At 65.0% G+C, this 23,310-nt stretch carries 21 protein-coding genes; 20 read left to right on the forward strand and 1 reads right to left on the reverse strand.

What is annotated here, in order from left to right; genetic code table 11:
• Nucleotides 1-38: 38 nt before the first annotated feature.
• From AC0L3U_RS18650 to AC0L3U_RS18740, 19 genes are all read left to right on the forward strand, one after another.
• Nucleotides 39-1,583 (forward strand): sugar ABC transporter ATP-binding protein, encoded by a 1,545-nt coding sequence (locus AC0L3U_RS18650; protein WP_473362701.1) that lies wholly within the window; start codon nucleotides 39-41, stop codon nucleotides 1,581-1,583.
• The gene (locus tag AC0L3U_RS18655; RefSeq protein WP_456765082.1) at nucleotides 1,580-2,572 is read left to right on the forward strand and encodes an ABC transporter permease; all 993 of its coding nucleotides are present in this window, start codon (nucleotides 1,580-1,582) and stop codon (nucleotides 2,570-2,572) included. Before AC0L3U_RS18650 ends, AC0L3U_RS18655 begins: the two co-directional genes overlap by 4 nt.
• On the forward strand, nucleotides 2,569-3,546 hold the full coding sequence (gene yjfF, locus AC0L3U_RS18660) for a galactofuranose ABC transporter, permease protein YjfF (protein ID WP_473362702.1): 978 nt from the start codon (nucleotides 2,569-2,571) through the stop codon (nucleotides 3,544-3,546). Before AC0L3U_RS18655 ends, yjfF begins: the two co-directional genes overlap by 4 nt.
• On the forward strand, nucleotides 3,546-4,325 hold the full coding sequence (locus tag AC0L3U_RS18665) for a FadR/GntR family transcriptional regulator (protein ID WP_473362703.1): 780 nt from the start codon (nucleotides 3,546-3,548) through the stop codon (nucleotides 4,323-4,325). The genes yjfF and AC0L3U_RS18665 overlap by 1 nt, the downstream gene beginning before the upstream one ends.
• A complete protein-coding gene (locus tag AC0L3U_RS18670) occupies nucleotides 4,322-5,248 on the forward strand; it encodes a Gfo/Idh/MocA family protein (protein ID WP_473362704.1) in 927 nt (308 codons plus the stop codon). Before AC0L3U_RS18665 ends, AC0L3U_RS18670 begins: the two co-directional genes overlap by 4 nt.
• 2 nt (nucleotides 5,249-5,250) lie before the next feature.
• Nucleotides 5,251-6,327 carry an aldose epimerase family protein gene (locus tag AC0L3U_RS18675; RefSeq protein ID WP_473362705.1) on the forward strand — a complete coding sequence of 359 codons (1,077 nt, stop codon included), beginning with the start codon at nucleotides 5,251-5,253 and terminating at the stop codon, nucleotides 6,325-6,327.
• Nucleotides 6,327-7,205 carry an SMP-30/gluconolactonase/LRE family protein gene (locus AC0L3U_RS18680; RefSeq protein WP_473362706.1) on the forward strand — a complete coding sequence of 293 codons (879 nt, stop codon included), beginning with the start codon at nucleotides 6,327-6,329 and terminating at the stop codon, nucleotides 7,203-7,205. The genes AC0L3U_RS18675 and AC0L3U_RS18680 overlap by 1 nt, the downstream gene beginning before the upstream one ends.
• 73 nt (nucleotides 7,206-7,278) lie before the next feature.
• Nucleotides 7,279-8,352 carry a multiple monosaccharide ABC transporter substrate-binding protein gene (gene chvE, locus AC0L3U_RS18685; protein ID WP_473277797.1) on the forward strand — a complete coding sequence of 358 codons (1,074 nt, stop codon included), beginning with the start codon at nucleotides 7,279-7,281 and terminating at the stop codon, nucleotides 8,350-8,352.
• A gap of 188 nt (nucleotides 8,353-8,540) precedes the next feature.
• Nucleotides 8,541-10,118: a multiple monosaccharide ABC transporter ATP-binding protein gene (gene mmsA, locus AC0L3U_RS18690; RefSeq protein WP_473362707.1), complete on the forward strand. Its 1,578-nt coding sequence runs from the start codon at nucleotides 8,541-8,543 to the stop codon at nucleotides 10,116-10,118.
• Nucleotides 10,115-11,305, forward strand: a complete 1,191-nt coding sequence (mmsB, locus tag AC0L3U_RS18695; protein ID WP_473362708.1) for a multiple monosaccharide ABC transporter permease — start codon at nucleotides 10,115-10,117, stop codon at nucleotides 11,303-11,305. The genes mmsA and mmsB overlap by 4 nt, the downstream gene beginning before the upstream one ends.
• A gap of 70 nt (nucleotides 11,306-11,375) precedes the next feature.
• Complete coding sequence (locus tag AC0L3U_RS18700) at nucleotides 11,376-12,035, forward strand: HAD family hydrolase (RefSeq protein WP_473362709.1); 660 nt, start codon at nucleotides 11,376-11,378, stop codon at nucleotides 12,033-12,035.
• A gap of 8 nt (nucleotides 12,036-12,043) precedes the next feature.
• Entirely contained in the window at nucleotides 12,044-12,994 is a 951-nt protein-coding gene (locus tag AC0L3U_RS18705) for a sugar-binding transcriptional regulator (protein ID WP_473362710.1), read from the forward strand.
• Between the two features lie 247 nt (nucleotides 12,995-13,241).
• Nucleotides 13,242-14,555 (forward strand): ABC transporter substrate-binding protein, encoded by a 1,314-nt coding sequence (locus tag AC0L3U_RS18710; protein ID WP_456765070.1) that lies wholly within the window; start codon nucleotides 13,242-13,244, stop codon nucleotides 14,553-14,555.
• A gap of 90 nt (nucleotides 14,556-14,645) precedes the next feature.
• The gene (locus tag AC0L3U_RS18715) at nucleotides 14,646-15,518 is read left to right on the forward strand and encodes a carbohydrate ABC transporter permease (protein ID WP_247288934.1); all 873 of its coding nucleotides are present in this window, start codon (nucleotides 14,646-14,648) and stop codon (nucleotides 15,516-15,518) included.
• A 3-nt stretch (nucleotides 15,519-15,521) separates the two neighbouring features.
• Nucleotides 15,522-16,352 (forward strand): carbohydrate ABC transporter permease, encoded by an 831-nt coding sequence (locus AC0L3U_RS18720; RefSeq protein ID WP_007608460.1) that lies wholly within the window; start codon nucleotides 15,522-15,524, stop codon nucleotides 16,350-16,352.
• 16 nt (nucleotides 16,353-16,368) lie between these two features.
• Nucleotides 16,369-17,376: an ABC transporter ATP-binding protein gene (locus tag AC0L3U_RS18725; RefSeq protein ID WP_473362711.1), complete on the forward strand. Its 1,008-nt coding sequence runs from the start codon at nucleotides 16,369-16,371 to the stop codon at nucleotides 17,374-17,376.
• A gap of 38 nt (nucleotides 17,377-17,414) precedes the next feature.
• Nucleotides 17,415-18,188, forward strand: a complete 774-nt coding sequence (locus AC0L3U_RS18730) for an SDR family NAD(P)-dependent oxidoreductase (protein ID WP_473362712.1) — start codon at nucleotides 17,415-17,417, stop codon at nucleotides 18,186-18,188.
• A 38-nt stretch (nucleotides 18,189-18,226) separates the two neighbouring features.
• On the forward strand, nucleotides 18,227-19,873 hold the full coding sequence (locus tag AC0L3U_RS18735) for an FGGY-family carbohydrate kinase (RefSeq protein WP_473362713.1): 1,647 nt from the start codon (nucleotides 18,227-18,229) through the stop codon (nucleotides 19,871-19,873).
• 5 nt (nucleotides 19,874-19,878) lie between these two features.
• The gene (locus AC0L3U_RS18740) at nucleotides 19,879-20,814 is read left to right on the forward strand and encodes a carbohydrate kinase family protein (RefSeq protein ID WP_473362714.1); all 936 of its coding nucleotides are present in this window, start codon (nucleotides 19,879-19,881) and stop codon (nucleotides 20,812-20,814) included.
• Nucleotides 20,815-20,820: 6 nt separating this feature from the next.
• Here the strand turns inward: AC0L3U_RS18740 and AC0L3U_RS18745 are convergent, their stop codons facing one another.
• A complete protein-coding gene (locus AC0L3U_RS18745) occupies nucleotides 20,821-21,708 on the reverse strand; it encodes a LysR substrate-binding domain-containing protein (protein ID WP_473362803.1) in 888 nt (295 codons plus the stop codon).
• Nucleotides 21,709-21,829: 121 nt separating this feature from the next.
• Between AC0L3U_RS18745 and AC0L3U_RS18750 the strand changes: the two genes are divergently transcribed.
• A complete protein-coding gene (locus AC0L3U_RS18750) occupies nucleotides 21,830-23,251 on the forward strand; it encodes an amidase (RefSeq protein ID WP_473362715.1) in 1,422 nt (473 codons plus the stop codon).
• Nucleotides 23,252-23,310 lie beyond the last annotated feature (59 nt).

A 23,310-nucleotide genomic window follows, 5' to 3' on the forward strand; every position in this document is an offset into this window, starting at 1 on the left:
CCGCATCGTCAGCGGGCGCCGCTGGGAGTGAATTTGTCATGGAGAACAGCCCGGATTCCGCTGCTTCCCTGCTGGAGGTGCGTGGGATCAGCAAGAGCTTTGGCGCCGTGCGTGCGTTGCAGGAGGTCGACTTCACGCTTCGCGCCGGCGAGATCCATGCGCTGCTCGGTGAGAACGGCGCCGGCAAGTCCACGCTGATCAAGGTGATCACGGGCGTGTTCCCGCGCGATGCCGGCATCGTCAGGATCAGCGGCGAAGAGGTCGCGCCGCGCTCGGCCAAGGCGGCGGTTCAGGCCGGCATTGCCACGGTCTACCAGGAGGTCAATTTGCTGCCGAACCTCTCGGTGGCGCAGAATTTGTTTCTCGACCGGCAGCCGATGCGCTTCGGCATCGTGCGTGAAGGCGAGATGCGGCGTCGCGCGAAGTCGCTGCTCGCGGATTTCGGTCTCGACATCGACGTATCAGCGCCGCTTGGCAATTATTCGGTGGCGATCCAGCATGTCACCGCGATCGCGCGCGCCGTCGATCTCTCGGCACGCGTGCTGATCCTGGACGAGCCGACCGCGAGTCTCGACCGCCATGAGGTCGAGATCCTCTTTCGTATCATGCGTCAGCTCGCCAGGCGCGGCATCGGCATCGTCTTCGTCAGCCATTTCCTCGACCAGGTCTACGAGATCTCCGATCGAATCACCGTTTTGCGAAATGGTCGCCTGGTCGGCGAGCGCGAGACCGCGTCGCTGTCGCGGCTCGAGCTGATCCGGATGATGCTCGGCCGCGAGCTGGCCGAGACCACCAGCGCGCGGGCATCGGCAGGCGCACAGACCACGCGTGAAGTCTGTGCGAGCTTCGAGGGTTACGGCAAGGCCGGCTATGTCGCGCCGTTCAATCTCGAGCTGCGGCATGGCGAAGTGGTCGGTCTCGCCGGCTTGCTCGGCTCGGGCCGGACCGAGACGGCCCGGCTGGTGTTCGGCGCCGAGCGCGCCGATCGAGGGCAGGCGAGGATGGAAGGAACGCCTGTCCGGCTTCAGTCGCCGCGTGACGGCGTGCGCCACGGCTTTGGCTATTGCCCTGAGGAGCGCAAGACCGACGGTATCGTCGCCGAGCTCACCGTGCGCGAGAACATCGTGCTCGCGCTTCAGGCCAAGCGCGGTTTGCATCGGCCGCTGTCGCGGCGCGAGCAGGACGAGATCGCGATCCGTTACGTCAAGATGCTCGACATTCGTCCGCCCGATCCGGAGCGTCCCGTCGGCCTGCTGTCTGGCGGCAATCAGCAGAAGGTGCTGCTGGCACGGTGGCTCGCGACCTCGCCGCGGCTGCTCGTGTTGGACGAACCGACCCGCGGCATCGACGTCGGCGCGCACGCTGAGATCATCCGTCTGATCCGCGAGCTCTGCGACGACGGCCTCGCGCTGCTCGTGATCTCCTCCGAGCTCGACGAGATCGTGACCTATTCCGATCGCGTGGTGGTGCTGCGCGACCGCGCCCATGTCGAGGAGCTCGCGGGCGAGGCGATCGACGTCGGCAACATTCTCGCCGCCATTGCCGCCGATAGCGTCGCCGTTGCGCTTGAGGCTCACACATGACCGCGCTGCTGCCGCGCCGCGGCCTTGCCCAGATCCTTGCATTGATCGTCATCCTGGCGGTCGATCGCGTGGTGTCGCCGCAATTCTTCGATCTGCGCCTCCAGGACGGCCGGCTGTTCGGCAGCATGATCGACGTGCTCAACCGCGGCACGCCGGTGGCGCTGCTCTCGCTCGGCATGGTGCTGGTGATCGCCACGCGCGGGATCGATCTCTCGGTCGGTGCTGTCATGGCGATCTCGGGCGCGATCGCGGCGAGCCTCGCCGACAGCCACAGTCTGGCCGTGGTGCTGGCGGCTGCGCTCGGCGCGGGCCTGATCTGCGGATTGTGGAACGGATTTCTCGTCGCGGTGCTCGGCATGCAGCCGATCGTGGCGACCTTGATCCTGATGGTGGCGGGACGCGGCATCGCCCAGCTCATCACCGAAGGCCGCATCGTGACCTTCTCCTCGCCCGATCTGGTCTGGCTCGGCAATGGGTCCATCCTCGGCCTGCCGGTGCCGGTCGCGATCGCGCTGGGGATGCTGATCCTCACCGGCGCGGTGGTGCGCGGCTCCGCACTCGGATTGCTGATCGAGGCGACCGGCGGCAATGCGCGGGCGAGCGAGCTTGCCGGCGTCGGCACGCGCGCGATGATTTTGGCGGTCTATGTCTGGTGCGGCGTTTGCGCTGCGCTTGCCGGCGTGATCGCAGCGGCCGACATCATGGGCGCGGATGCCAACAATGCCGGCCTCTGGCTCGAGCTCGACGCCATCCTTGCGGTGGTGATCGGCGGCACCTCGCTGTTCGGCGGCCGCTTCAGCCTCGTGCTGGCCGTACTCGGCGCGCTAATCATCCAGACCATGAACACCGGCATTCTGCTGTCGGGCTATCCGCCGGAGTTCAATTTGCTGGTCAAGGCGGTGGTGGTGCTCGCCGTGCTGCTGCTGCAATCGCCGAAGCTGTCCGGCTTTGCCGGAATCGTGATGCGGCTGCGGGGGACCAAGGCATGAAAGGCCTGCCGCCCGTCCTCATCACGGCGATCGTGCTCGTCGCGGGATTCGCACTCTGCGCGATGCAGTTTCCCAACATCGCCTCCACCCGCGTGGTCGGCAATCTGCTGACCGACAACGCCTTCCTCGGCATTGTCGCGACCGGCATGACCTTCGTCATCATTTCCGGCGGCATCGATCTCTCGGTCGGTTCGGTGATCGGCTTCACCACGGTGTTCGTCGCGCTGGCGATCGAGCGCTGGGGAATGCCGCCCCTGGTCGCCTTCGTCGCCATTCTCGCACTCTCGGCGGCCTTCGGCGCGGCGATGGGCGCGGTGATCCATGTCTTCGATTTGCCGCCTTTCATCGTGACGCTCGCCGGGATGTTTTTGGCCCGAGGTGCCAGCTTCCTGCTCTCGACGGAATCGGTGCCAATCACAGCACCGGTCTATTCGACCGTGTCGGACTTCGCTCTGCGACTACCCGGCGGTGGACGGCTGACGGCGGTCGCGATCATCATGCTTGCTATCGTGATCGGCGGCGCATTGCTGCTGCAGCTGACCCGGTTCGGCGCCAATGTCTATGCGCTCGGCGGCAGCCGGGCGACCGCGAGTCTGATGGGCGTTGCCGTCGGCAGGATGACGGTGAAGATCTACATGCTGTCGAGCCTGCTTGCAGGCATCGCCGGCATCGTCTTCTCCTTCTATACCAGCGCCGGCTACTCGCTGTCCGCGGTTGGCGTCGAGCTCGACACCATCGCGGCCGTCGTGATCGGCGGCACGCTGCTCACGGGCGGGCAGGGCTCGGTGATCGGCACCTTCCTCGGGGTGCTGATCCAGGGCATGATCCAGACCTACATCAATTTCGACGGGACGCTGTCGAGCTGGTGGACCAAGATCGCGACCGGTGTGCTGCTGTTCGCCTTCATCGCCTTGCAGCAGGGATTGGTTGCGCTCGCGCGCCGGCCCGTGGCAAAGCGCGCGGGAGCAGTCTGATGACCACCTCGCGCATCCTCGTCATTCCGACGCGCCGGGCGCACTCCAATCACGCGGAAGTGGCCCGCTCGATCGGCGTCGACATCATCGCCGGCCGCTACGCGGAGGGAACGCGCCTGCCTGGCGATGCCGAAATGATCGCGATGTTCGGGGTGTCGCGGCCGGTATTGCGGGAGAGCGTGAAGACGCTGGTCGCCAAGGGCCTGCTCACCACCAAGGCCCGCGTCGGCACCGTCGTGCGCGAGCGCGTCGCCTGGAACATGTTCGACGCCGACGTGCTGGCCTGGCACTTGGACGCCGGGATCGACAAGCGCTTCCTCAACGACCTCGCCGAGATCCGCCTCGCGGTCGAGCCGCGCGCGGCCGCGCTGGCGGCGGCGCAGCGGTCGGAGCAGGATCTCTCCGAGCTCCGTCGCTGCATGGAGCGGATGCGGCTTGAAGCCTCCGACTCCGTTGGCTTCGCGGATGCCGACCTCGCGCTCCATGTCGGTGTGGCGCGCGCCTCCGGTAATCTGTTCATGCGCTCGATCGGGCACGTCATCGAGGCTGCGTTGCGCGCCTCGTTCCTGCTCAGCGCACCGGTCGAACCGGAAGACCGCGACACCGTTCTGCTCTGGCATCAGAAGATCGTCGATGCCATCGCGGCCGGTGATGCCACGACTGCGTCGGAGGCGATGGTCTACGTCATTCACAACGGCATGCGCCGCCACGAGGGGACAGTGATCGAGACTGTACCGGCCGAAGCGCTGCCGTCCGCGGAAGCTGGAGAAAGATCGTGACTGAACTTCGCATCGCCATCGTCGGCTTCGGCAAGATCGCGCGGGACCAGCATGTCGGCGCCATCGCAGCGGTTCCCGGCGCGACGCTGGCGGCCGTCGCCAGCCGCAATGCCTCCCTGCCGGATCTGCCGCATTTCGCGACCATCGAAGAGCTGCTGGACAAAGGTCCGCCGATCGACGCGGTGTCGCTCTGCACGCCGCCCCAAGTACGCCGCGCCCAGGCGGTCGCAGCGCTCAGGGCCGGCAAGCATGTCATGCTGGAGAAGCCGCCCGGCGCCGGCGTTGCCGAGCTCGATCCATTGATGGCGATGGCCGGTGAGGCCAAGCGAACGCTGTTTGCGACCTGGCATTCGCGCCATGCGCCGGCGGTCGAGCCGGCGCGCGAGTGGCTCGCCGCCCGCCGCATCCGTTCCGTGCACATCAACTGGAAAGAGGACGTCCGCGTCTGGCATCCCGGGCAGGCCTGGATCTGGGAGCCGGGCGGGCTCGGGGTGTTCGATCCCGGCATCAATGCGCTGTCGATCCTGACCAGGATCCTGCCGTCTCAGGTGTTCGTCACCGCGGCCGAGCTCGCCTTCCCCGCCAATTGCCAGGCGCCGATTGCCGCGAAGCTGACGCTGACCGACATCGACGGCCTGCCTGTGACCGCCGAGTTCGATTTCCGCCAGACCGGGCTGCAGAGCTGGGATATCCTGGTCGAAACCGACCAGGGCCGGATGACGCTATCCCGCGGCGGCCGGATCATGGCGATCGACGGCAAGACCGTTGCCGAGGCGCCCGATGAGGAATATCGGGAGCTTTACCGGCGCTTCGTCACGCTCGCCGCGACAGGGGCGAGCGACGTCGATCTGGCGCCGCTTCGTCTCGTTGCGGACGCCTTCCTGCTCGGCAGGCGCACGATCGTCGAACCGTTTGTGGATTGATCATGGCTGGATCGAAAACAGAAAAAGACGTCTTCGGAACGCTGCCTGACGGCCGCAAGGTCGAGCGCATCGTGCTGCGCGGCGAGGGCGGGTTCGAGGCGCGCATCATCACCCATGGCGCAGTCTTGCAGGCGCTGATCGCGCCGGACGCCAAAGGCGGCTACGACGACGTCGTGCTCGGCCATGATGGGTTCGCCGGCTATCTCGCTGAACGAAAGTTCTTCGGCGCCACCGTTGGCCGCTACGCCAATCGCATCGCCAACGGACAATTTTCGTTGGACGGCGAGGCGGTCCAGCTTCCCGTCAACAACGGTCCGAATGCGCTGCATGGCGGACTGGACGGTTTTGATCGCAAGCTCTGGGACATTGCGGAGATCGACGATGGCGCCGAGCCCGCGGTCACGCTGACCTACACGAGCCCGCATGGCGAGGAAAACTATCCCGGTCGGCTCGATGTGCGCCTGACCTATCGTGTTACCGGCCCGGCTGAGCTATCTCTGATCATGGAGGCGCGGACCGACCGGCCGACCATCGTCAACCTGACCAACCACAGCTTCTTCAATCTGGAAGGCGCGACATCAGGCACGCCCATTCTCGATCACAAGCTGACGGTCGCGGCCGGGCATTTCCTCGCGATCGACCCCACGGCCATCCCGTTGCCCGAGCCGCCGCGCAGCGTTGCCAGCACGCCGTTCGACTTCCGCGAGCCGCGGGCGATCGGCGAGCGCATCCGCGAGAGCGACCAGCAATTGCGCAACGGCAAGGGCTACGATCACACCTACTGTCTCGCGCGTGACGGCAAGCTTGCGCTCGCGGCGCGGCTGGAGGCGCCGCGCTCGGGGCGCATCATGGAGCTGTTCACGGATCAGCCTGGTCTGCAGGTCTATTCGAGCAATTATCTCGACGGCACGATTTCGGGCAAGGGCGGCAAGCTGTACCGGCAGTCGGACGCCATGTGCCTGGAGCCGCATATCTGGCCGGACGCACCGAACCGGCCGGATTTCCCGAGCCCGCGCCTAGCGCCCGGCGAGGTCTATCGCCATCATACGGTCTATCGCTTTGCGGTGAGGAGGTCCTGATGGAACAGGTGCCGACCTCGGTTCTTTCGGACGATCCTTGCCATCTCGGCGAGGGACCGACCTATGACGTGACCACCGACACCGCCTGGTGGTTCGATATCCGCGAGGGGCGACTGTTCGAGGCGCAGCTCGGCAGCGGCGGCATTCGCGTTCATGCGCTGGGCCGGATGGCGAGCGCGCTTGGGCGGATCGATGCCGAACGGCAGTTGATCGTCGCGGAAGACGGGCTCTATATCCGCAAAATTGCCGACGGCGCGATGAGGCTGCTCTGTCCGCTCGAAGCCGACAACCCCGGGACCCGCTCCAACGATGCCCGCGTGCATCCCTCCGGCACGTTCTGGATCGGCACCATGGGCCGCAAGGCGGAAGCAGGGGCAGGCGCGATCTACGCGTTCCATCACGGCGAGATATCGATGCTGTTTCCGCGCATCAGCATTCCCAACTCGATCTGTTTCTCGCCCGATGGCGCCACTGGCTACTTCGCCGACACCGCGCGCGCGGTGCTCTACGCGGTGCCGCTCAATCCCACGACGGGCCTGCCGCGCGGCGAGCCGGAAGTGCTGCTGCGCCACACCGGCATCGGCGGTCTCGACGGATCGGTGTGCGACGCGGACGGAAACATCTGGAACGCCTGCTGGGGCGCGAGCCGCGTCGACGTCTACTCTCCGCAAGGCGAGCGGCTTCGCTCGTTCGGCGTGCCGGCAAAGCAGGCGAGCTGCCCCGCTTTTGTCGGCCCTGATCTGTCGCTTCTCCTCGTCACCTCGGCCTGGCAGGACATGGACGCGGCGGCGCGTGCCGCCGATCCGCAAGCAGGCCACACCTTCCTGTTGGAGGCCTCCGCGCGCGGTCGCGCGGAGCCTGACGTCAAGCTCGCATAGGAGGCTAGAAGCTGCACACGACCAAATTTCTCGACGACACCAAAAAACAGTCTGACATCCAAGGGAGAGAAACATGTTGAAACTGAAGACGACCTTCCTGGCGCTGGCGCTGGCCGGCGCTGCGACGATGGCCGCGGGCGTCACCGCCTCGGCCCAGGACAAAGCAACAGTCGGCATCGCCATGCCGACCAAATCGTCGGCGCGCTGGATCGACGATGGCAACAACATGGTCAAGGTCCTGAAGGAGCGCGGCTACAACACCGACCTGCAATATGCCGAGGACGACATTCCGAACCAGCTCTCGCAGGTCGAGAACATGGTGACCAAGGGCGCGAAAGCGCTGGTGATCGCCGCGATCGACGGCACCACGCTGTCCGACGTGCTCAAGCAGGCGAAAGCAAAAGGCATCACCGTGATCGCCTATGACCGCCTGATCCGCGGCACGCCGAACGTCGACTATTACGCGACCTTCGACAATTTCCAGGTGGGTGTGCTCCAGGCCGAGTCGATCGTGCAGGGCCTCGGCCTCAAGGATGGCAAGGGTCCGTTCAACATCGAGCTGTTCGGTGGCTCGCCCGACGACAACAACGCCTACTTCTTCTACAACGGCGCGATGAGCGTTCTGAAGCCGTACATCGACAGCGGCAAGCTCGTCGTCGTCTCCGGTCAGATGGGCATGGACAAGGTCGCGACCTTGCGCTGGGACGGCGCCACCGCGCAGGCCCGCATGGACAATCTGCTCAGCGCCTACTACGGCAACAAGAAGGTCAACGCGGTGCTGTCGCCGTATGACGGCCTGTCGATCGGCATCATCTCCTCGCTGAAGGGCGTCGGTTATGGCAGCGCCGGCCAGCCGATGCCCATCATCTCGGGCCAGGATGCCGAAGTGCCCTCGATCAAGGCGATGCTGCGCGGCGACCAGTATTCGACCATCTTCAAGGACACCCGCGATCTCGCCAAGGTGACCGCCGACATGGTCGACGCTGCGCTTGCCGGCAAGCAGGTCACCGTCAACGATACCAAGACCTACGAGAACGGTGCCAAGACCGTGCCGTCCTATCTGCTTAAGCCGGTCGTGGTCTACAAGGACAATTGGGAGAAGGTCCTGGTGGAGAGCGGCTATTACAAGAAGGCCCAGTTCCAGTAAGAGGTCTACTCCCTCTCCCGACCTGCGGAGAGGGAGTTCTTTAGGGTTAGAGCGAAGCGCATGTTTATCAACTCGTCATGCCCGGGCTTGTCCCGGGCATCCACGTCCCTCTTCGCAAGCGGCTGCACGTGGATGGCCGGGACAAGCCCGGCCATGACGATTGTGGAAGCCCCGGGGAGAATGAATCGATGACCGCAATGCTGGAGATGCGTAACGTCAGCAAGAGCTTTTCCGGCGTCCAGGCGCTGCGCGATGTCAACTTCTCGGTTGAAGCCGGGCAGATCCACGCCCTCGTCGGCGAGAACGGTGCCGGCAAGTCCACGCTGATGAAGGTGCTCAGCGGCGTCTACCCGGCCGGCAGCTACGAGGGCACCATCATCTTTGATGGCGAGGAGCGCCGCTTCCGCGACATCAACGATTCCGAAGCGCTCGGCATCATCATCATCCATCAGGAGCTGGCGCTGATCCCGTTGATGTCGATTGCCGAAAACATCTTCCTCTCGCATCCGCCGTCCAAGCTCGGCGTGATCGATCGCGACGAGGTCTATCGTCGTACCCGGGAACTCCTGGCGCAGGTCGGCCTCAAGGAATCGCCGGACACGCTGATCACCGATCTCGGCGTCGGCAAGCAGCAGCTCGTCGAGATCGCCAAGGCGCTGTCCAAGCGGGTGCGGATGCTGATCCTGGACGAGCCGACCGCGAGCCTCAACGAGGCCGACAGCGCCGCGTTGCTCGAACGTCTCATGGCCTTCCGCGAGCAGGGCATCGGCTCGATCCTGATCTCGCACAAGCTGAACGAGGTCGCCCGCGTTGCCGATCACATCACCGTCCTGCGCGACGGCCGCACCGTCGACGGCATCGACTGCCGCGCCGAGCCGATCCAGGAGGACCGCATCATCCGCAGCATGGTCAACCGCGATCTCGCCCATCGCTTTCCGGAGCGCAGCGCAAAGATCGGCGAGCCCGTCCTCACCGTCGAGAACTGGTCGGTCTACCATCCCATCCATCCCGAGCGGCAGGTGATCAAGAACGTTGATTTCAGCGTGAAACGCGGCGAGGTCGTCGGCATTGCCGGATTGATGGGCGCTGGCCGCACCGAATTCGCCATGAGCCTGTTCGGCCGTTCCTGGGGCACCACGATCAGCGGTCGCATCCGGCTCGAAGGCCGTGAGATCGCGCTGCCGAGCGTCGCGGCTGCGATCGACGCCGGCCTTGCCTATGTCACCGAGGACCGCAAGCAGCTCGGGCTGATCCTTGCCGACGACGTCCGCAAGAACATCACGCTCGCAAGCCTCGACCAGGTCGCTCCTCGCCGCGTGATCGACGACATCGCCGAGCTGAAGGTCGCCAGCGACTACCGCAACCGGATGCGCATCCGCTGCTCCGACGTCTATCAGGAGACCAGCCAGCTCTCCGGCGGCAACCAGCAGAAGGTCGTGCTGTCGAAATGGCTCATGACCGACCCCAAGGTCTTGATCCTGGACGAGCCGACCCGGGGCATCGACGTCGGTGCCAAGTACGAGATCTACTGTATCATCAACGAGCTTGCAGAGGCCGGCCGTGGCGTGGTGGTGATCTCCTCGGAGATGCCCGAGCTGCTCGGCATCTGCGACCGCATCTGCGTCATGAACGACGGCGCCTTCGTCGGCGAGTTCAAGGGCGCAGACGCAACGCAGGAAAAGATCATGCGCGCCATCATGCGCAACGACAGAAATTATGGAAGCCGCGCCCTGGCGGGTGCCGAGATGGGAGGATCGCAGCCATGACCGACAAGACGGTTTCGCTGCCCGAGGAGCGCCGGAACGGCAGCTTCATCAAGAACAATCTGCGTAACTACGGCATGCTGATGTCGCTGATCGCGATCATGCTGTTCTTCCAGGTCATGACCGTCGGCACGCTGCTGCAGCCGCTCAACCTGACCAATCTGGTGCTCCAGAACAGCTACATCGTCATCATGGCGCTGGGCATGCTGCTCGTCATCGTCACCGGCCATATCGACCTCTCGGTCGGCTCGGTCGCGGGTTTCGTCGGCGCGGTGGCCGCCGTGCTGATGGTGACATACAAGGTCGACTACACGCTCGCCTTCATCGCCTGCCTGCTGCTGGGCGCGGCGATCGGCGCCGCGCAGGGCTATTGGGTGGCCTATTTCAAGATCCCGTCCTTCATCGTGACGCTAGCGGGCATGTTGGTGTTCAAGGGGCTTGCGCTCGCGGTGTTGCAGGGCCAGTCGCTCGGACCGTTCCCGGCGACCTTCCAGAAACTGTCCTCCGGCTTCATTCCGGAGCTCTTGCCGGAGGCCGGCACCCTGCATCCGACGTCCATGCTGATCGGTGCGGTGCTCGCGCTCGGCCTCGTCTACGCCAGCGCCAGGGGAAGGTCGCGCGAGCAGTTGCACGGCATCGAAGTCGAACCTTACGCGTTCTTCCTCGGCAAGAGCATTCTCCTGGCCTGCGCCGTGCTCTATTTCACCTATCTGATTGCCTCGCATCGCGGCCTGCCCAACGTGCTGGTGATCATGGGTGCGTTGATCGCGCTCTACGGCTTCGTCACCCGCCGCACCGTGATCGGCCGGCAAATCTATGCGGTCGGCGGCAACGCCAAGGCCGCAAGCCTGTCGGGCATCAAGACGGAACGGTTGACCTTCCTCACCTTCGTCAACATGGGCGTGCTCGCCGCGCTCGCCGGCCTCGTCTTCGCCGCGCGCCTCAACACCGCAACGCCGAAGGCGGGTCTCGGCTTCGAGCTAGACGTCATCGCCGCCTGCTTCATCGGCGGCGCCTCAGCCTATGGCGGGGTCGGCCGCGTCGGCGGTGCCGTGGTCGGCGCCATGATCATGGGTGTCATGAACAACGGCATGTCCATTCTCGGCATCGGCATCGACTATCAGCAGGTCATCAAGGGCCTGGTGCTGCTCGGGGCGGTGTGCATCGACGTGTACAATCAGCGCAGATGAGGCGGGCCGCCGACCACGGTCGACTCGGCGAGCTATTGCCCAAAGGCTGAGCATATGATCGAATGGCCGGATGGACCATGGCCAGTTCGATCTGATCATCTTTGATTGCGACGGGGTGCTCGTCGACAGCGAGCTGTTGAGCTGTCAGTGCCTGTCGGACGAGCTGTCCGATTCCGGGATATCGCTAACACTTGCACAAGCGCTGGAGCTGTTCCTCGGGCAAAGCACGAGCGCAATCACCCGGCATTATCGCGAGCTCGGCCACGCAATGCCGGTCGATTTTCCGTCTCGGCTGAAGTCGCGCGTGTTGATGGCGTTCGAAAAAGCGCTTCATCCGGTTTCGGATATTGATAGGGTTTTGTCGGGCCTGCGGACACCATTCTGCGTGGCTTCGTCCAGCGACATCGACCGTATCGCGCTCTCCCTTGACGTCACTGGCCTGCGGGCGCATTTCGGCGACCGGATTTACACCGCGCAGATGGTCAGGCACGGCAAGCCGGCGCCCGATCTCTTTCTCTACGCGGCCGAGCAGATGGGCATCCAACCTGCGCGCACGCTGGTGATCGAGGACAGTGCGAGCGGCGTGCAGGCGGGCAAGGCGGCCGGCATGATGGTCTGGGGATTTGCCGGCGGCAGCCATTATCGCGGACGCAACGGGCAGGCTATACTGTCGGGTGCGGGGGCCGACCGGGTCTTCGCGCGCATGATCGATTTCTGGAAGGACGTCTGACGCCTGCCATGGCCGCCGAGAACGAAAAGACCAGGCTCGATGACGCCGCGCGTGCCGGCTGGCTGTATTTCATTGCCGGTCACACCCAGGACGAGATCGCGAAGATGCTCCAGGTGTCGCGCGCGTCGGCGCAGCGGCTGGTGTCGCTATGTCTCGCCGAACGGCTGATCACCTTCCGGCTGGAACATCCCATCGCCGCGTGCATGGAATTGGCGGCGCGTCTGAAGGAGCGTTTTGAGCTTACCCATTGCGAGGTTGTTCCGGCGGATTCCGCCGCGCCCCAGGCCACAGCGGGCATTGCCGAGCGCTGCGCCAACCTGCTCGATTCGACCCTGCGTTCGGAGACCCCCGTCATCGTCGCGCTCGGGACGGGACGGGCGGTACGCGCCGCGGTCGAGCGCGTCACGCCGATCGACCGGCCCAATCACCAGATCGTCTCGCTGGTCGGCAACATCTCCGCCGACGGTTCGGCGAGCTTCTACGACACCGTCGGCCGGCTCGCCGACCGCACCGGCGCACGGCACTATCCGATGCCGCTGCCGTTCCTGATGTCGTCCGAGGACGAGCGCAACAAGATGGTCCGGATCGAGCCGATCGCGAAGGTGAAGGCGGTCGCGGCCAAGGCGGATTTGCGCCTCGTCGGCATCGGCCAGATGGACCAGAAGGCGCAGGTCCATGTCGACGGCTTCGTCACCCGCGACGAATTGTTCGAGATGATGCGGCAAGGGGCGATCGGCGAGATCACCGGCTGGGCCTATGATTCCAAGGGCCGCCTGCTGAAGGCCGGCACCAACAGGCGCCTGACCAGCATCCCGCCGGAAGTGCCAGCGAAGACCACGACGATCGGCGCCGCCGTCGGTGCCGCCAAGGTGCCGGCGATCGCGGCGGCGTTGAATGGACGGTTGATCAACGGGCTGATCACGGACGAGGCGACCGCAAGGGCGATTCTGGAGCGCTGAGGCGTAAGTCGCCGCGGCAACGGGGCTGCGCTCCCTCTCCCGCAAGCGGGAGAGGTTGAGCAAGCCGCGCCGCTTGTTTCGAACAACGCCATCACTTTCACGCCGCGTGCTTCCACCCCCTCCCGCACCGCAGCACTCATAAGTTGCGCGAACATCTTTGCGCCTGCTTGACAACGGCCCGGCCTCAGCCGAACATACGCCCAACGCGTGGGCATATGCTCAAAAGCGCGAGCTTAGGGAGGTCACCGTGAAACACGTCCTCGGCGCCGTCTGCGGCGCGTCTTGCCTGTTGCTGGCCGTCCCCGCGATGGCCGAAACCACCTTGACGATCGCCACCGTGAATAACGGCGACATGATCCGCATGCAGGGGCTGACGGCCGAATTCACCAAGAAGAACCCCGATATATCGGTCAAATGGGTGACGCTTGAGGAGAACGTGCTGCGCCAGCGCGTCACCACCGACATCGCCACCAAAGGCGGCCAGTTCGACGTCCTCACCATCGGCACCTACGAGGTGCCGATCTGGGCCAAGAAGGGTTGGCTGGTGCCGCTCGCCAATCTCGGCGCCGACTACGACGTCGCCGACCTCCTGCCCAAGATCAAGGATGCGGTCTCCGTCGACGGCAAGCTCTACGCCGCGCCGTTCTACGGCGAGAGCTCGATGGTGATGTACCGCACCGACCTGTTCGACAAGGCCGGCCTCAAGATGCCGGAAAAGCCGACCTGGGATTTCGTCGTCGACGCCGCCAAGAAGCTCACCGACAAGAGCACCGGCGTCTACGGCATCTGCCTCCGCGGCAAGGCCGGCTGGGGCGAGAACATGGCGTTCCTCTCCGCCATGGCCAATTCCTATGGCGCACGCTGGTTCGACGAGAAGTGGCAGCCGCAGTTCAACACCCCGGAATGGAAGGCGACGCTCACGACCTATGTCGACCTGATGAAGCAGGCTGGCCCTCCCGGTGCGAGCTCGAACGGCTTCAACGAGAACCTGGCGCTGTTCAATGCCGGCAAGTGCGCGATGTGGATCGATGCCACCGTCGCAGCCTCCTTCGTCACCAACCCGAAGGACTCCAAGGTCGCGGACAAGGTCGGCTTCGCGCTGGCGCCCAACACGGGCCTGGGCAAGAATGCCAACTGGCTGTGGGCCTGGAATCTCGCGATCCCCGCGGGCTCCAAGAAGACGGAAGCGGCCGAGAAGTTCATCGCCTGGGCGACGAGCAAGGATTACACCAAGACAGTCGCCGCGAAGGATGGTTGGGCCAACGTGCCGCCGGGCACCCGAACCTCGCTCTACCAAAACCCTGAATATCTGAAGGTCGCCCCGTTCGCGAAGCTGACGCTGGCCTCGATCGATGCCGCCGATCCGAACAAGCCGACGGTGAAGCCGGTGCCCTACGTCGGCGTGCAATATGCGGCGATCCCCGAATTCCAGGGCATCGGAACGCAGGTGGGCCAGCAATTCTCGGCCGCGCTTGCGGGATCGATGACGGTCGATGCCGCGCTCACCGCGGCGCAATCCTCAACCGAGCGCGAGATGAAGCGCGCGGGTTATATCAAGTGAGCTCGAGCTCTCCCTCCTGAGCTCAGACTTGCGGCCATCCGCCCCTAAGGATGGATGGCCGCCTTCTTCCCGCAAGCGGAGAAGCCAACAATGGCGACCCGGCAGACGCAGCTTCTCGCACGGACGCTCCTGACGCCGGCCGTCGGGCTGCTGTTCATCTGGATGATCGTCCCGCTCGCGCTGACGATCTATTTCTCGACGCTGCATTACAGCCTGCTCGATCCCGGCTCGGAATCATTCGTCGGGCTGGAAAATTTCCGCTACTTCCTCACCGATCCCGCGTTCCTCGCCTCGCTCCAGAACACGCTGGTGCTGGTCGGCTCGGTGCTGGCGCTGACTGTCCTGCTCGGAATTCCGCTGGCGCTGCTGCTCGACCAGCCCGTGATCGGCCTCAACATCGTGCGGCTGATGGTGATCGCGCCGTTCTTCGTCATGCCGACGGTGAGCGCCTTGGTCTGGAAGAACCTGTTGATGCATCCGGTGTCCGGGCTGTTTGCCTGGATCGCGTCGCTGTTCGGGTTGACGCCGATCGACTGGTTCACCGACGCGCCGCTGCTCGCCGTGATCCTGATCGTGTCATGGCAATGGCTGCCGTTCGCGACGCTGATTTTGCTCACCGCGATGCAGTCGCTCGACGAGGAGCAGAAGGAAGCCGCCGAAATGGATGGTGCCAGCGCAGTCTCGACCTTCATCTACATCACCCTGCCGCACCTCGCGCGTCCGATCACAGTGGTGATCCTGATCGAGACGATCTTCCTGCTCACCGTCTTTGCCGAGATCTACGTCACCACGGGCGGTGGCCCGGGACTGTCGACCACCAACATCGCTTTCCTGATCTATTCGCAGGCCCTGATCCAGTACGATGTCGGCACCGCCTCGGCGGGCGGCCTCGTCGCTGTCGTGATCGCCAACGTCGTAGCGTTCTTCCTGGTCCGCATCGTCGGCCGCAATCTGGAGGCATGAGACATGGCGCGGATGGCGACGAGGCAGCGGGTGGTGGTCTCGACCATCGGCGCGTGGTTCTTCGGCTTCCTGATCTTCTTCCCGATCCTCTGGATGGTATTGGCGAGCTTCAAGACCGAACTTGAGGCCTTCGCGATTCCGCCGTCCTTCCTGTTCTTCCACTGGACCACGGAGAACTACGCAACGGTCCAGGAGCGCAGCGACTATTTCCTCCACGCGATGAACTCGATCATCATCGCCGGCGGCTCGACCTTGATCGCACTGCTGATCGCGATCCCCGCCGCCTGGTCGATGGCGTTCTCGCCGACCAAGCGCACCAAGGACATCCTGCTCTGGATGCTCTCGACCAAGATGATGCCGCCGGTCGGCGTGCTGGTGCCGATCTACCTGATCTACAAGTCCTTCGGCCTGCTCGATTCCCGCATCGGGCTTGTCTTCATCCTGTGCCTGGGAAACTTGCCGATCGTGATCTGGATGCTCTTCACCTATTTCAAGGAGATCCCGCGCGACATCCTGGAAGCCGCGCGCATGGACGGCGCCACCATCGGCCGCGAGCTGGTCTATGTCCTGACGCCGATGGCAATCCCGGGACTCGCATCGACCATGCTGCTGAACCTGATCCTGGCCTGGAACGAGGCGTTCTGGACGCTCAATCTGTCGACCTCGAACGCTGCGCCGCTCACCACGTTCATCGCGTCCTATTCGAGCCCGGAAGGGCTGTTCTGGGCAAAGCTGTCAGCGGCGTCGACGCTGGCGATCGCGCCCATTCTCGTCCTCGGTTGGTTCAGCCAGAAGCAGCTTGTGCGCGGGCTCACCTTTGGCGCGGTAAAGTAGGAAGGGCTGCCGGATCATGGGTCAGATCAGACTTCAGGACGTGCAGAAATCCTTCGGCCCCGTGCACATCATCAAGGGCGCGGACCTCGAGATTGCCGACGGCTCCTTCGTGGTGTTCGTAGGTCCCTCAGGCTGCGGCAAGACCACGCTCTTGCGGCTGATCGCGGGGCTCGAGGACGTCTCGGGCGGCAAGATCCTGATCGACGGCAAGAACGTGGTCGACACGCCGCCCGCCAAGCGTGGGCTGTCGATGGTGTTCCAGTCCTACGCGCTCTATCCGCATATGAGCGTGCGCGGCAACATCGGATTCGGCCTGAAGATGGCGGGGCTGGCCAAGGACGAGATCAACCGCAAGGTCGAGGCCGCCGCCGCAACGCTGAACCTCACGCCTTATCTCGATCGCAAGCCGCGCGAGCTCTCCGGCGGCCAGCGCCAGCGCGTCGCGATCGGGCGTGCCATCGTCCGCGAGCCCAAGGCGTTTTTGTTCGACGAGCCACTCTCCAATCTCGACGCGGCGCTACGCGTGCAGATGCGGATCGAGGTGACGCGGCTCCAGAAGCAGCTCGGCACCACCGCGATCTATGTCACCCACGACCAGGTCGAGGCCATGACCATGGCCGACAAGATCGTCGTGCTCAACGGCGGCAAGATCGAGCAATACGGCTCGCCGCTGGATCTCTACGAGAAACCGGCCAACCTCTTCGTCGCCGGCTTCATCGGCTCGCCCAAGATGAACTTCGTGACGGGCGAGCACGCGTTGCAGAAGGGCGCGGCAACGATCGGCGTACGGCCGGAGCATCTCAAGATCGAGCGCGACGGTGCCGGCGGCTGGCAGGGAACGATCGCGGTGGCCGAGCACCTCGGCAGCGACACCTTCCTCTATGTCGATGCCGGTCCGCTCGGCATGCTGACGGCGCGCTACATCGGTGAGTTGAGCCTGCACGCCGGTGATCATGTGTCGCTGGTGCCGGAGCCCGCGCGCATCCATCGCTTCGACGCAAGCGGCAACGCCATCCGGAACTGAAGAAACGGCAAGAAGCGGCAAGAATCGGAAAGACCAAAATGTACCTGGAAAAATTCAAGCTGAACGGCAAGACCGCGTTCATCACCGGCGGCGGGCAGGGCATTGGGCTCGCCTGCGCCGAAGCGCTGGCTGAAGCTGGCGCCCGGGTCGTCATCGGCGATCGCGACAGCAAGGTCGCCGACAGTGCGAAAGCCAGCCTGAAGGCGAAGGGCTATGATGCCGAGATGGCGATCATGGACGTCACCGACACCAAGCGCGTGGCGGAAGTGGCCAACGACCTCGTTGCCCGCCACGGCAAGGTGGACATCCTCGTCAACAATGCCGGCATCGCCCGCAGCGAGACGCCGGCGGAGACCGTGACCGACGAGCATTGGCTCAATGTGATCGACGTCAATCTCAATGGCACCTTCTGGTGCTGCCGCGAGTTCGGCAAGCACATGCTGAAAGCGAAGAGCGGCGCCATCGTCAATGTCGGATCGATGTCCGGTTTCATCGTCAACAAACCGCAGGAGCAGTGCTTCTACAATGCGTCCAAGGCCGGCGTGCACCATCTCACGAAATCGCTCGCAGCCGAATGGGGAGCGCGCGGCATCCGCGTCAACGCGGTCGCGCCGACCTATATCGAGACGCCGCTCAACGCCTTCGTGAAGAGCAATCCGAGAATGTACGACGCTTGGATCGGTGGAACCCCGATGGCGCGGATGGGGCAGGTCGAGGAGATCGCCTCAGTGGTGCTGTTCCTGGCTTCCGAGGCCGCGAGCCTGATGACCGGCAGCATCGTGCTGGTGGATGGCGGCTACACTTGCTGGTAGGCTTGCGTCAAAATTGACGAGAGCTTCCGGGGGCGACAATGCCGCGAGCGTATATCGGCGTCGATGTAGGGACCACGAGCACGCGGGCAGGGGTGTTCGACGAGGCGGGCACCTTGCTGGCGATCGCACGGCATCCGATCAGGATATGGCACGAGGCCGGCGACATCGTCGAACAATCGTCCCAGGATATCTGGGACGCTTGCACGGCGTCGGTGCGGGCCGCGATGGCGGAAGCCGCCATCGCGCCTGACAGCGTCGGCGGTATCGGTTTCGACGCCACCTGTTCCCTCGTGATGCTCGACCGGCAAGGCGAGCCGCTCACCGTCAGCGCCTCCGGCGACAGGCAGCGCAACGTCATCGTCTGGATGGATCACCGCGCCACGGCCGAGGCGCGGCTGATCAACGAAACCGGTGATGCCGTGCTGCGCTATGTCGGCGGTTCGATCTCGCCCGAGATGGAGATGCCGAAACTGCTGTGGCTGAAGCGGCACATGCGCGCGAGCTTCGATGCTGCAGGGCACTTCTTCGATCTGGCGGATTACCTGACCTGGCGCGCAACCGGCTCGCTTCAGCGCTCGACCTGCACGGTCACCTGCAAATGGAACTATCTCGCCCATGACGGCGGCGGCTGGAGCGCGCCATTCTTCAAGCGCATCGGCCTGTCGGACTTCGTCAACGAGAAATACGCCCGCATCGGCACCGAGATCGTCGCCCCCGGTACGCGCCTGGGTGCAGGTCTCTCCCGCATTGCCGCGGCCGATCTCGGCCTGTCAGCGGGCACACCGGTCGGAGCGTCCCTGATCGATGCGCATGCCGGCGGCATCGGGGCGATCGGCGGGCGCGATGAATCGGACGGCGCGACAGATGTCTCCGACCGCCTTGCCTACATCATGGGAACGTCTGCCTGCATCATGGCGACGACGAAAGAACCGTGCTTCGTGCCGGGCGTGTGGGGTCCTTATTACTCCGGCATGGTACCAAATTTCTGGCTCAACGAGGGCGGGCAGTCGGCTGCGGGCGCTGCGATCGACCATCTTCTCAAGTCGCACCCCGGCCACGCCGAGGCGAGCGCGGCGGCGCGCAGTGAGAGCGTCGACCTCATCGAGTTCCTCGAGCGCCGCATCATCGCCCGCGCAGGTGGCGCCAGCCGTGCCGCGCTGCTGGCCAGCGACGTCCATGTACTTCCTGAATTCATCGGCAACCGCTCGCCCTACGCCGACCCTGACACGCGCGCGGTGATCGCAGGCCTCGATCTCGACACCGGCATCGCCTCGATGGAACGGCTGTTCGTCGCGGGTCTGTGCGGGCTCGCCTATGGGCTTGCCGAAGTGATCGAGGCCTTTGCCGCGCATGGCGTCCATGCCGGCATCATGATCATGGGCGGCGGCGCCAGCCGCAGTCCGCTGGTGCGGCAGATCATGGCGGACACCACCGGCCTCACGGTCGCGCTGCCGCAGACCAAAGAACCTGTGCTGCTCGGCGCTGCCATGCTCGGCGCCGTCGCCGGCGGCGCCTATGCCTCGATCGGCGAGACCATGGCAAAGATGTCGGCGCTGGGACGCAAGAACGAGCCGACCACGCCCGACATCGCCGCCTTTCACGCCCGCAAGCGCGAGGTCTACAAGTTGCTGCGCGAGGTCGATCGCGGCAGCCGTGCCGCGATGCGCGACGTCGCGAGAGGGTGAGACGGATGCTGATTTCCTGCGGCGATGCGCTGATCGATTTCGTCCCGACGCGAAACATCGACGGGCGCGAAGCGGTGATGCCGGCGGTCGGCGGCTCCTGCCTTAATGTCGCAATCGGCATGGCGCGGCTCGGCGCGCCGACCGGCTTTGTCGGCGGGATCTCGACGGACATGTTCGGGCGCATGATCGCCGACCACGCCGCTGCATCCAATGTCGAGCTCGCGCTCGCCACAAGCAGCGATCACCAGACCACGCTCGCTTTCGTTCGTATCGTCGCGGGCGAGTCGCATTATGCGTTCTACGACGCCGAAACGGCGGCGCGGAACTGGGCCTACCGGCGCGGCTCCATTCCCTTCGATACGGTCGAAGTTCTCCATGTCGGCTCGACCACACTCGTTAACGACCAGGGCGCGACCGAGACCAAGGCCCTGATCGCGGACGCGCGGGCGTCCTCGACAATCTCCTTTGATCCGAACTGCCGACCCAACCTCGTGAAGGACAAACCGGCTTATCTCGCGCGCATGACCGAATTTGCGGCCAGCGCCGATCTCATCAAGATGTCGGATGTCGATTTTGCCTATTTGTTCGGCGACGAGCCATATCACCAGCGTGCGAGCACGCTGCTAGCGGGGGGCGCGAGCCTGGTCGTCATCACCCGCGGCAACAGCGGCGCGATCGCGTGGCATGCGGGGGCAGGGCAGATCGAGGTCGCCGCCCCCAAAGTCGTGGTCGCTGACACCATCGGCGCGGGCGACAGTTTTCAGGCGGCGTTGTTGTTCGCCCTGCACAAGCAGGAACGTCTTCCCCGAGAGCAATTGAAGGATATCGGCGCAGACGAGCTTCGCCGTGCACTGTTCTTTGCCGCCAATTGCGCCGGTCTCACCTGCACCCGTGCCGGTGCCGATCCGCCCTGGAGCCACGAGATCACCTGGAACTGGTAATCCGCCTCACAGCCGCGCGACGATCTTCTCGGCACATTTGAGAAAGGTGCGGATCAGCGGGCTCTGGGAATCCCGGCGCCAGCACACCGCGATGTCGATCGAATCGGAGGCATCACGCAGCGGTCTGAACACGATGCCGCGCGGCGCCCCGAGCTTGGCGCAGGCTGGCAGGATCGCAAGACCTTCACCGGCGAGGACCAGGCTCATCGCCGCATGCACCGTCTCCACCCGGCTTGCGACCGGCATCACGATCTGGTGGCGCCGCAGCAAGGCGGCGACCGCGGAGGAGGCGGAATCCTGGTCCGGCGGCGGCAGCGCAATCAGCGGACGGCCTTGCAATTTCGCCATCGGCACCGCGCTCAGGCGGGCGAGCGGCGAATGGTTCGGCATCGCCAGCAGGAGCGGCTGCGCGCCGATCCGCGCCACCTGAATTTCGGGGTGATGTATCGCCGGCATGCACAGCGCGACCGTGACGCTGCGGTCGAGCAGCCGCGCCTCTCGCGTCGATGCGCTGAGTTCCGCGAATTCGAGGTCGACGCCGGGCACGGACCGGCGCAACTCGGGGATAAGCCGCGGCAGCACTGCATTGCCCAGCACGATCATGTAACCGACCGATAGCCTCCCGCGCCGGCCCGAGGCCACTGCACGCGCGGCCTCGGCGCCGTCAGCCGCAAGTGCGAGCGCTTCGCCGGCGCGCGCCAGCAGGGCCTGGCCTGCCTCAGTCAGGTCCATGCCGCGCGTGCCACGGCGGAACAGCGGCGCGCCGATCTCGGCTTCGAGCTTGCGGATCTGGACCGAAAGCGGCGGCTGCGCCATCCGCAGCCGTTCGGCGGCCTTGCCGACGCTGCGCGCCTCGGCGACGGCGACGAAATAGCGGAGCCGGCGAAGATCCATTGGCATACCGAAATCGTATGGGTTGGCGTCCAAAATCGTATTGGACGGCGAGTTAACAAAACTGTCATCCTCGCTGTCAATGTAATCGGCCAACGGCGGCCGGCCTCGGAGCGATGTGACGATGAACGGCGATCCTTGCCTGCTATCCGCAACCGTGCTGCGCGGCCTCATCGCGACAAAGCAGATCTCGCCCGTCGAACTCGTCAGCGCGGTGCTCGCCCGTGCCGAGGCGCTCCAGCCTGAGTTGAACTGCTTCATCACGATCTGCGGCGACGAGGCGCTTGCCGCCGCGCGCGAGGCCGAGCGCAAGGTGATGGCCGGCGAGCGGCTCGGCCTGCTGCACGGCATCCTCGTCACCGTCAAGGACATCGTCAACACCAAGGGCGTGAAGACCACTTTCGGCGCCATTCCCTACAAGGACAATGTTCCGAACGAGGATGCCGTCGCGGTTGCAAGGCTGCGCGCGCAAGGCGCGATCCTGATCGGCAAGACCACGACGCCCGAATTCGGCAGCAAGTGCCTGACCGACTCGCCGCTATTCGGCCGCACCCGCAATGCGTGGAGCGCCGAGCGCTCGTCGGGCGGCTCCAGCGGCGGCGCGGCGGTGGCGGTGGCGAGCGGCATCGCGCCGCTTGCGATCGCGACCGATGGTGGCGGCTCGACGCGGATTCCGGCCGCTTGCAACGGCGTGGTCGGGCTGAAGCAGAGCAACGGCGTCATCCCGCACAGCCAGGCGCTGGACGTGTTCGGCAACCAGACCTATGTCACGCCGATGACGCGGACCGTCGCCGACACCGCGCTGATGATGCAGGCTATGGCCGGCGAGGATTCTTGCGATCCCTGGTCGATCGGCGTTCCCGTGCCCGACTTTATCGGCACGGCCGCCCCGCGCGGCGATCTGCGTGGGCAGAAAATCCTGTACTGCCTGTCGCCGCCCGCACGCCCTGTCTCTGCCGACGTCGCAGCCAGCTTCAAGGCGAGCCTCGATCGACTCGCGGGTCTGGGTGCCGAGCTCGAGGAATTTTCGGGCGAGGGGTTCGACATCGAGCCGATCTGGCGTGCCATCAACCACACGGTCTGGCGGACGCGCTTTGCGAAACTCGCGGCCGAGCATGGGGACGCGCTGAGCGAGGCCTTCCTCAGGCAGCTTGCGCTTGCCACCGACGTCAGCGGCGTCGCCTATCAGGAGGCGATGTTCGCGCGCACGGCGCTGTTCCGCCGGGTGCAATCCCTGCTTGCGCGCGGACATCTGCTGGCGATGCCGACCATCACCCGCACCGCCCTGCCGATCGATCAGGACCTGTTCGGCACCATCGAGATCGACGGCAAGCACTTTGACAGCGTCCGGCCGCACTGGTTCCCCTGGACCATGCCTTTCAACATGACCGGGCACCCCGCGATCAGCCTGCCCTGCGGCTTCGGCCGCGACGGCCTGCCGATCGGATTGCAACTCGTGGGCCGCTTCCGCGCTGATGCGGACTTGCTGCGCGTGAGCGCGCTGTTCGAGGCGTCGCAAGGCCTTCTGTCCCGCTGGCCCGGTTGAGGGTGAGGGGCATGCAAGGGACTTGTTTGCAAAGCACTTGCCTCCGGTGCCCGGACATG

Source organism: Bradyrhizobium sp. Kon69 (assembly GCF_055807515.1).

What these genes read in the sequence shown, in the direction of transcription:
- AC0L3U_RS18650 (WP_473362701.1), top strand. Translation starts at nt 39, where the DNA reads ATGGAGAACAGCCCGGATTCCGCTGCTTCCCTGCTGGAGGTGCGTGGG.
- AC0L3U_RS18655 (WP_456765082.1), top strand. Translation starts at nt 1,580, where the DNA reads ATGACCGCGCTGCTGCCGCGCCGCGGCCTTGCCCAGATCCTTGCATTG.
- yjfF (WP_473362702.1), top strand. Translation starts at nt 2,569, where the DNA reads ATGAAAGGCCTGCCGCCCGTCCTCATCACGGCGATCGTGCTCGTCGCG.
- AC0L3U_RS18665 (WP_473362703.1), top strand. Translation starts at nt 3,546, where the DNA reads ATGACCACCTCGCGCATCCTCGTCATTCCGACGCGCCGGGCGCACTCC.
- AC0L3U_RS18675 (WP_473362705.1), top strand. Translation starts at nt 5,251, where the DNA reads ATGGCTGGATCGAAAACAGAAAAAGACGTCTTCGGAACGCTGCCTGAC.
- AC0L3U_RS18680 (WP_473362706.1), top strand. Translation starts at nt 6,327, where the DNA reads ATGGAACAGGTGCCGACCTCGGTTCTTTCGGACGATCCTTGCCATCTC.
- chvE (WP_473277797.1), top strand. Translation starts at nt 7,279, where the DNA reads ATGTTGAAACTGAAGACGACCTTCCTGGCGCTGGCGCTGGCCGGCGCT.
- mmsA (WP_473362707.1), top strand. Translation starts at nt 8,541, where the DNA reads ATGACCGCAATGCTGGAGATGCGTAACGTCAGCAAGAGCTTTTCCGGC.
- mmsB (WP_473362708.1), top strand. Translation starts at nt 10,115, where the DNA reads ATGACCGACAAGACGGTTTCGCTGCCCGAGGAGCGCCGGAACGGCAGC.
- AC0L3U_RS18700 (WP_473362709.1), top strand. Translation starts at nt 11,376, where the DNA reads ATGGACCATGGCCAGTTCGATCTGATCATCTTTGATTGCGACGGGGTG.
- AC0L3U_RS18705 (WP_473362710.1), top strand. Translation starts at nt 12,044, where the DNA reads ATGGCCGCCGAGAACGAAAAGACCAGGCTCGATGACGCCGCGCGTGCC.
- AC0L3U_RS18715 (WP_247288934.1), top strand. Translation starts at nt 14,646, where the DNA reads ATGGCGACCCGGCAGACGCAGCTTCTCGCACGGACGCTCCTGACGCCG.
- AC0L3U_RS18720 (WP_007608460.1), top strand. Translation starts at nt 15,522, where the DNA reads ATGGCGCGGATGGCGACGAGGCAGCGGGTGGTGGTCTCGACCATCGGC.
- AC0L3U_RS18725 (WP_473362711.1), top strand. Translation starts at nt 16,369, where the DNA reads ATGGGTCAGATCAGACTTCAGGACGTGCAGAAATCCTTCGGCCCCGTG.
- AC0L3U_RS18730 (WP_473362712.1), top strand. Translation starts at nt 17,415, where the DNA reads ATGTACCTGGAAAAATTCAAGCTGAACGGCAAGACCGCGTTCATCACC.
- AC0L3U_RS18735 (WP_473362713.1), top strand. Translation starts at nt 18,227, where the DNA reads ATGCCGCGAGCGTATATCGGCGTCGATGTAGGGACCACGAGCACGCGG.
- AC0L3U_RS18740 (WP_473362714.1), top strand. Translation starts at nt 19,879, where the DNA reads ATGCTGATTTCCTGCGGCGATGCGCTGATCGATTTCGTCCCGACGCGA.
- AC0L3U_RS18745 (WP_473362803.1), bottom strand. Translation starts at nt 21,708, where the DNA reads ATGGATCTTCGCCGGCTCCGCTATTTCGTCGCCGTCGCCGAGGCGCGC.
- AC0L3U_RS18750 (WP_473362715.1), top strand. Translation starts at nt 21,830, where the DNA reads ATGAACGGCGATCCTTGCCTGCTATCCGCAACCGTGCTGCGCGGCCTC.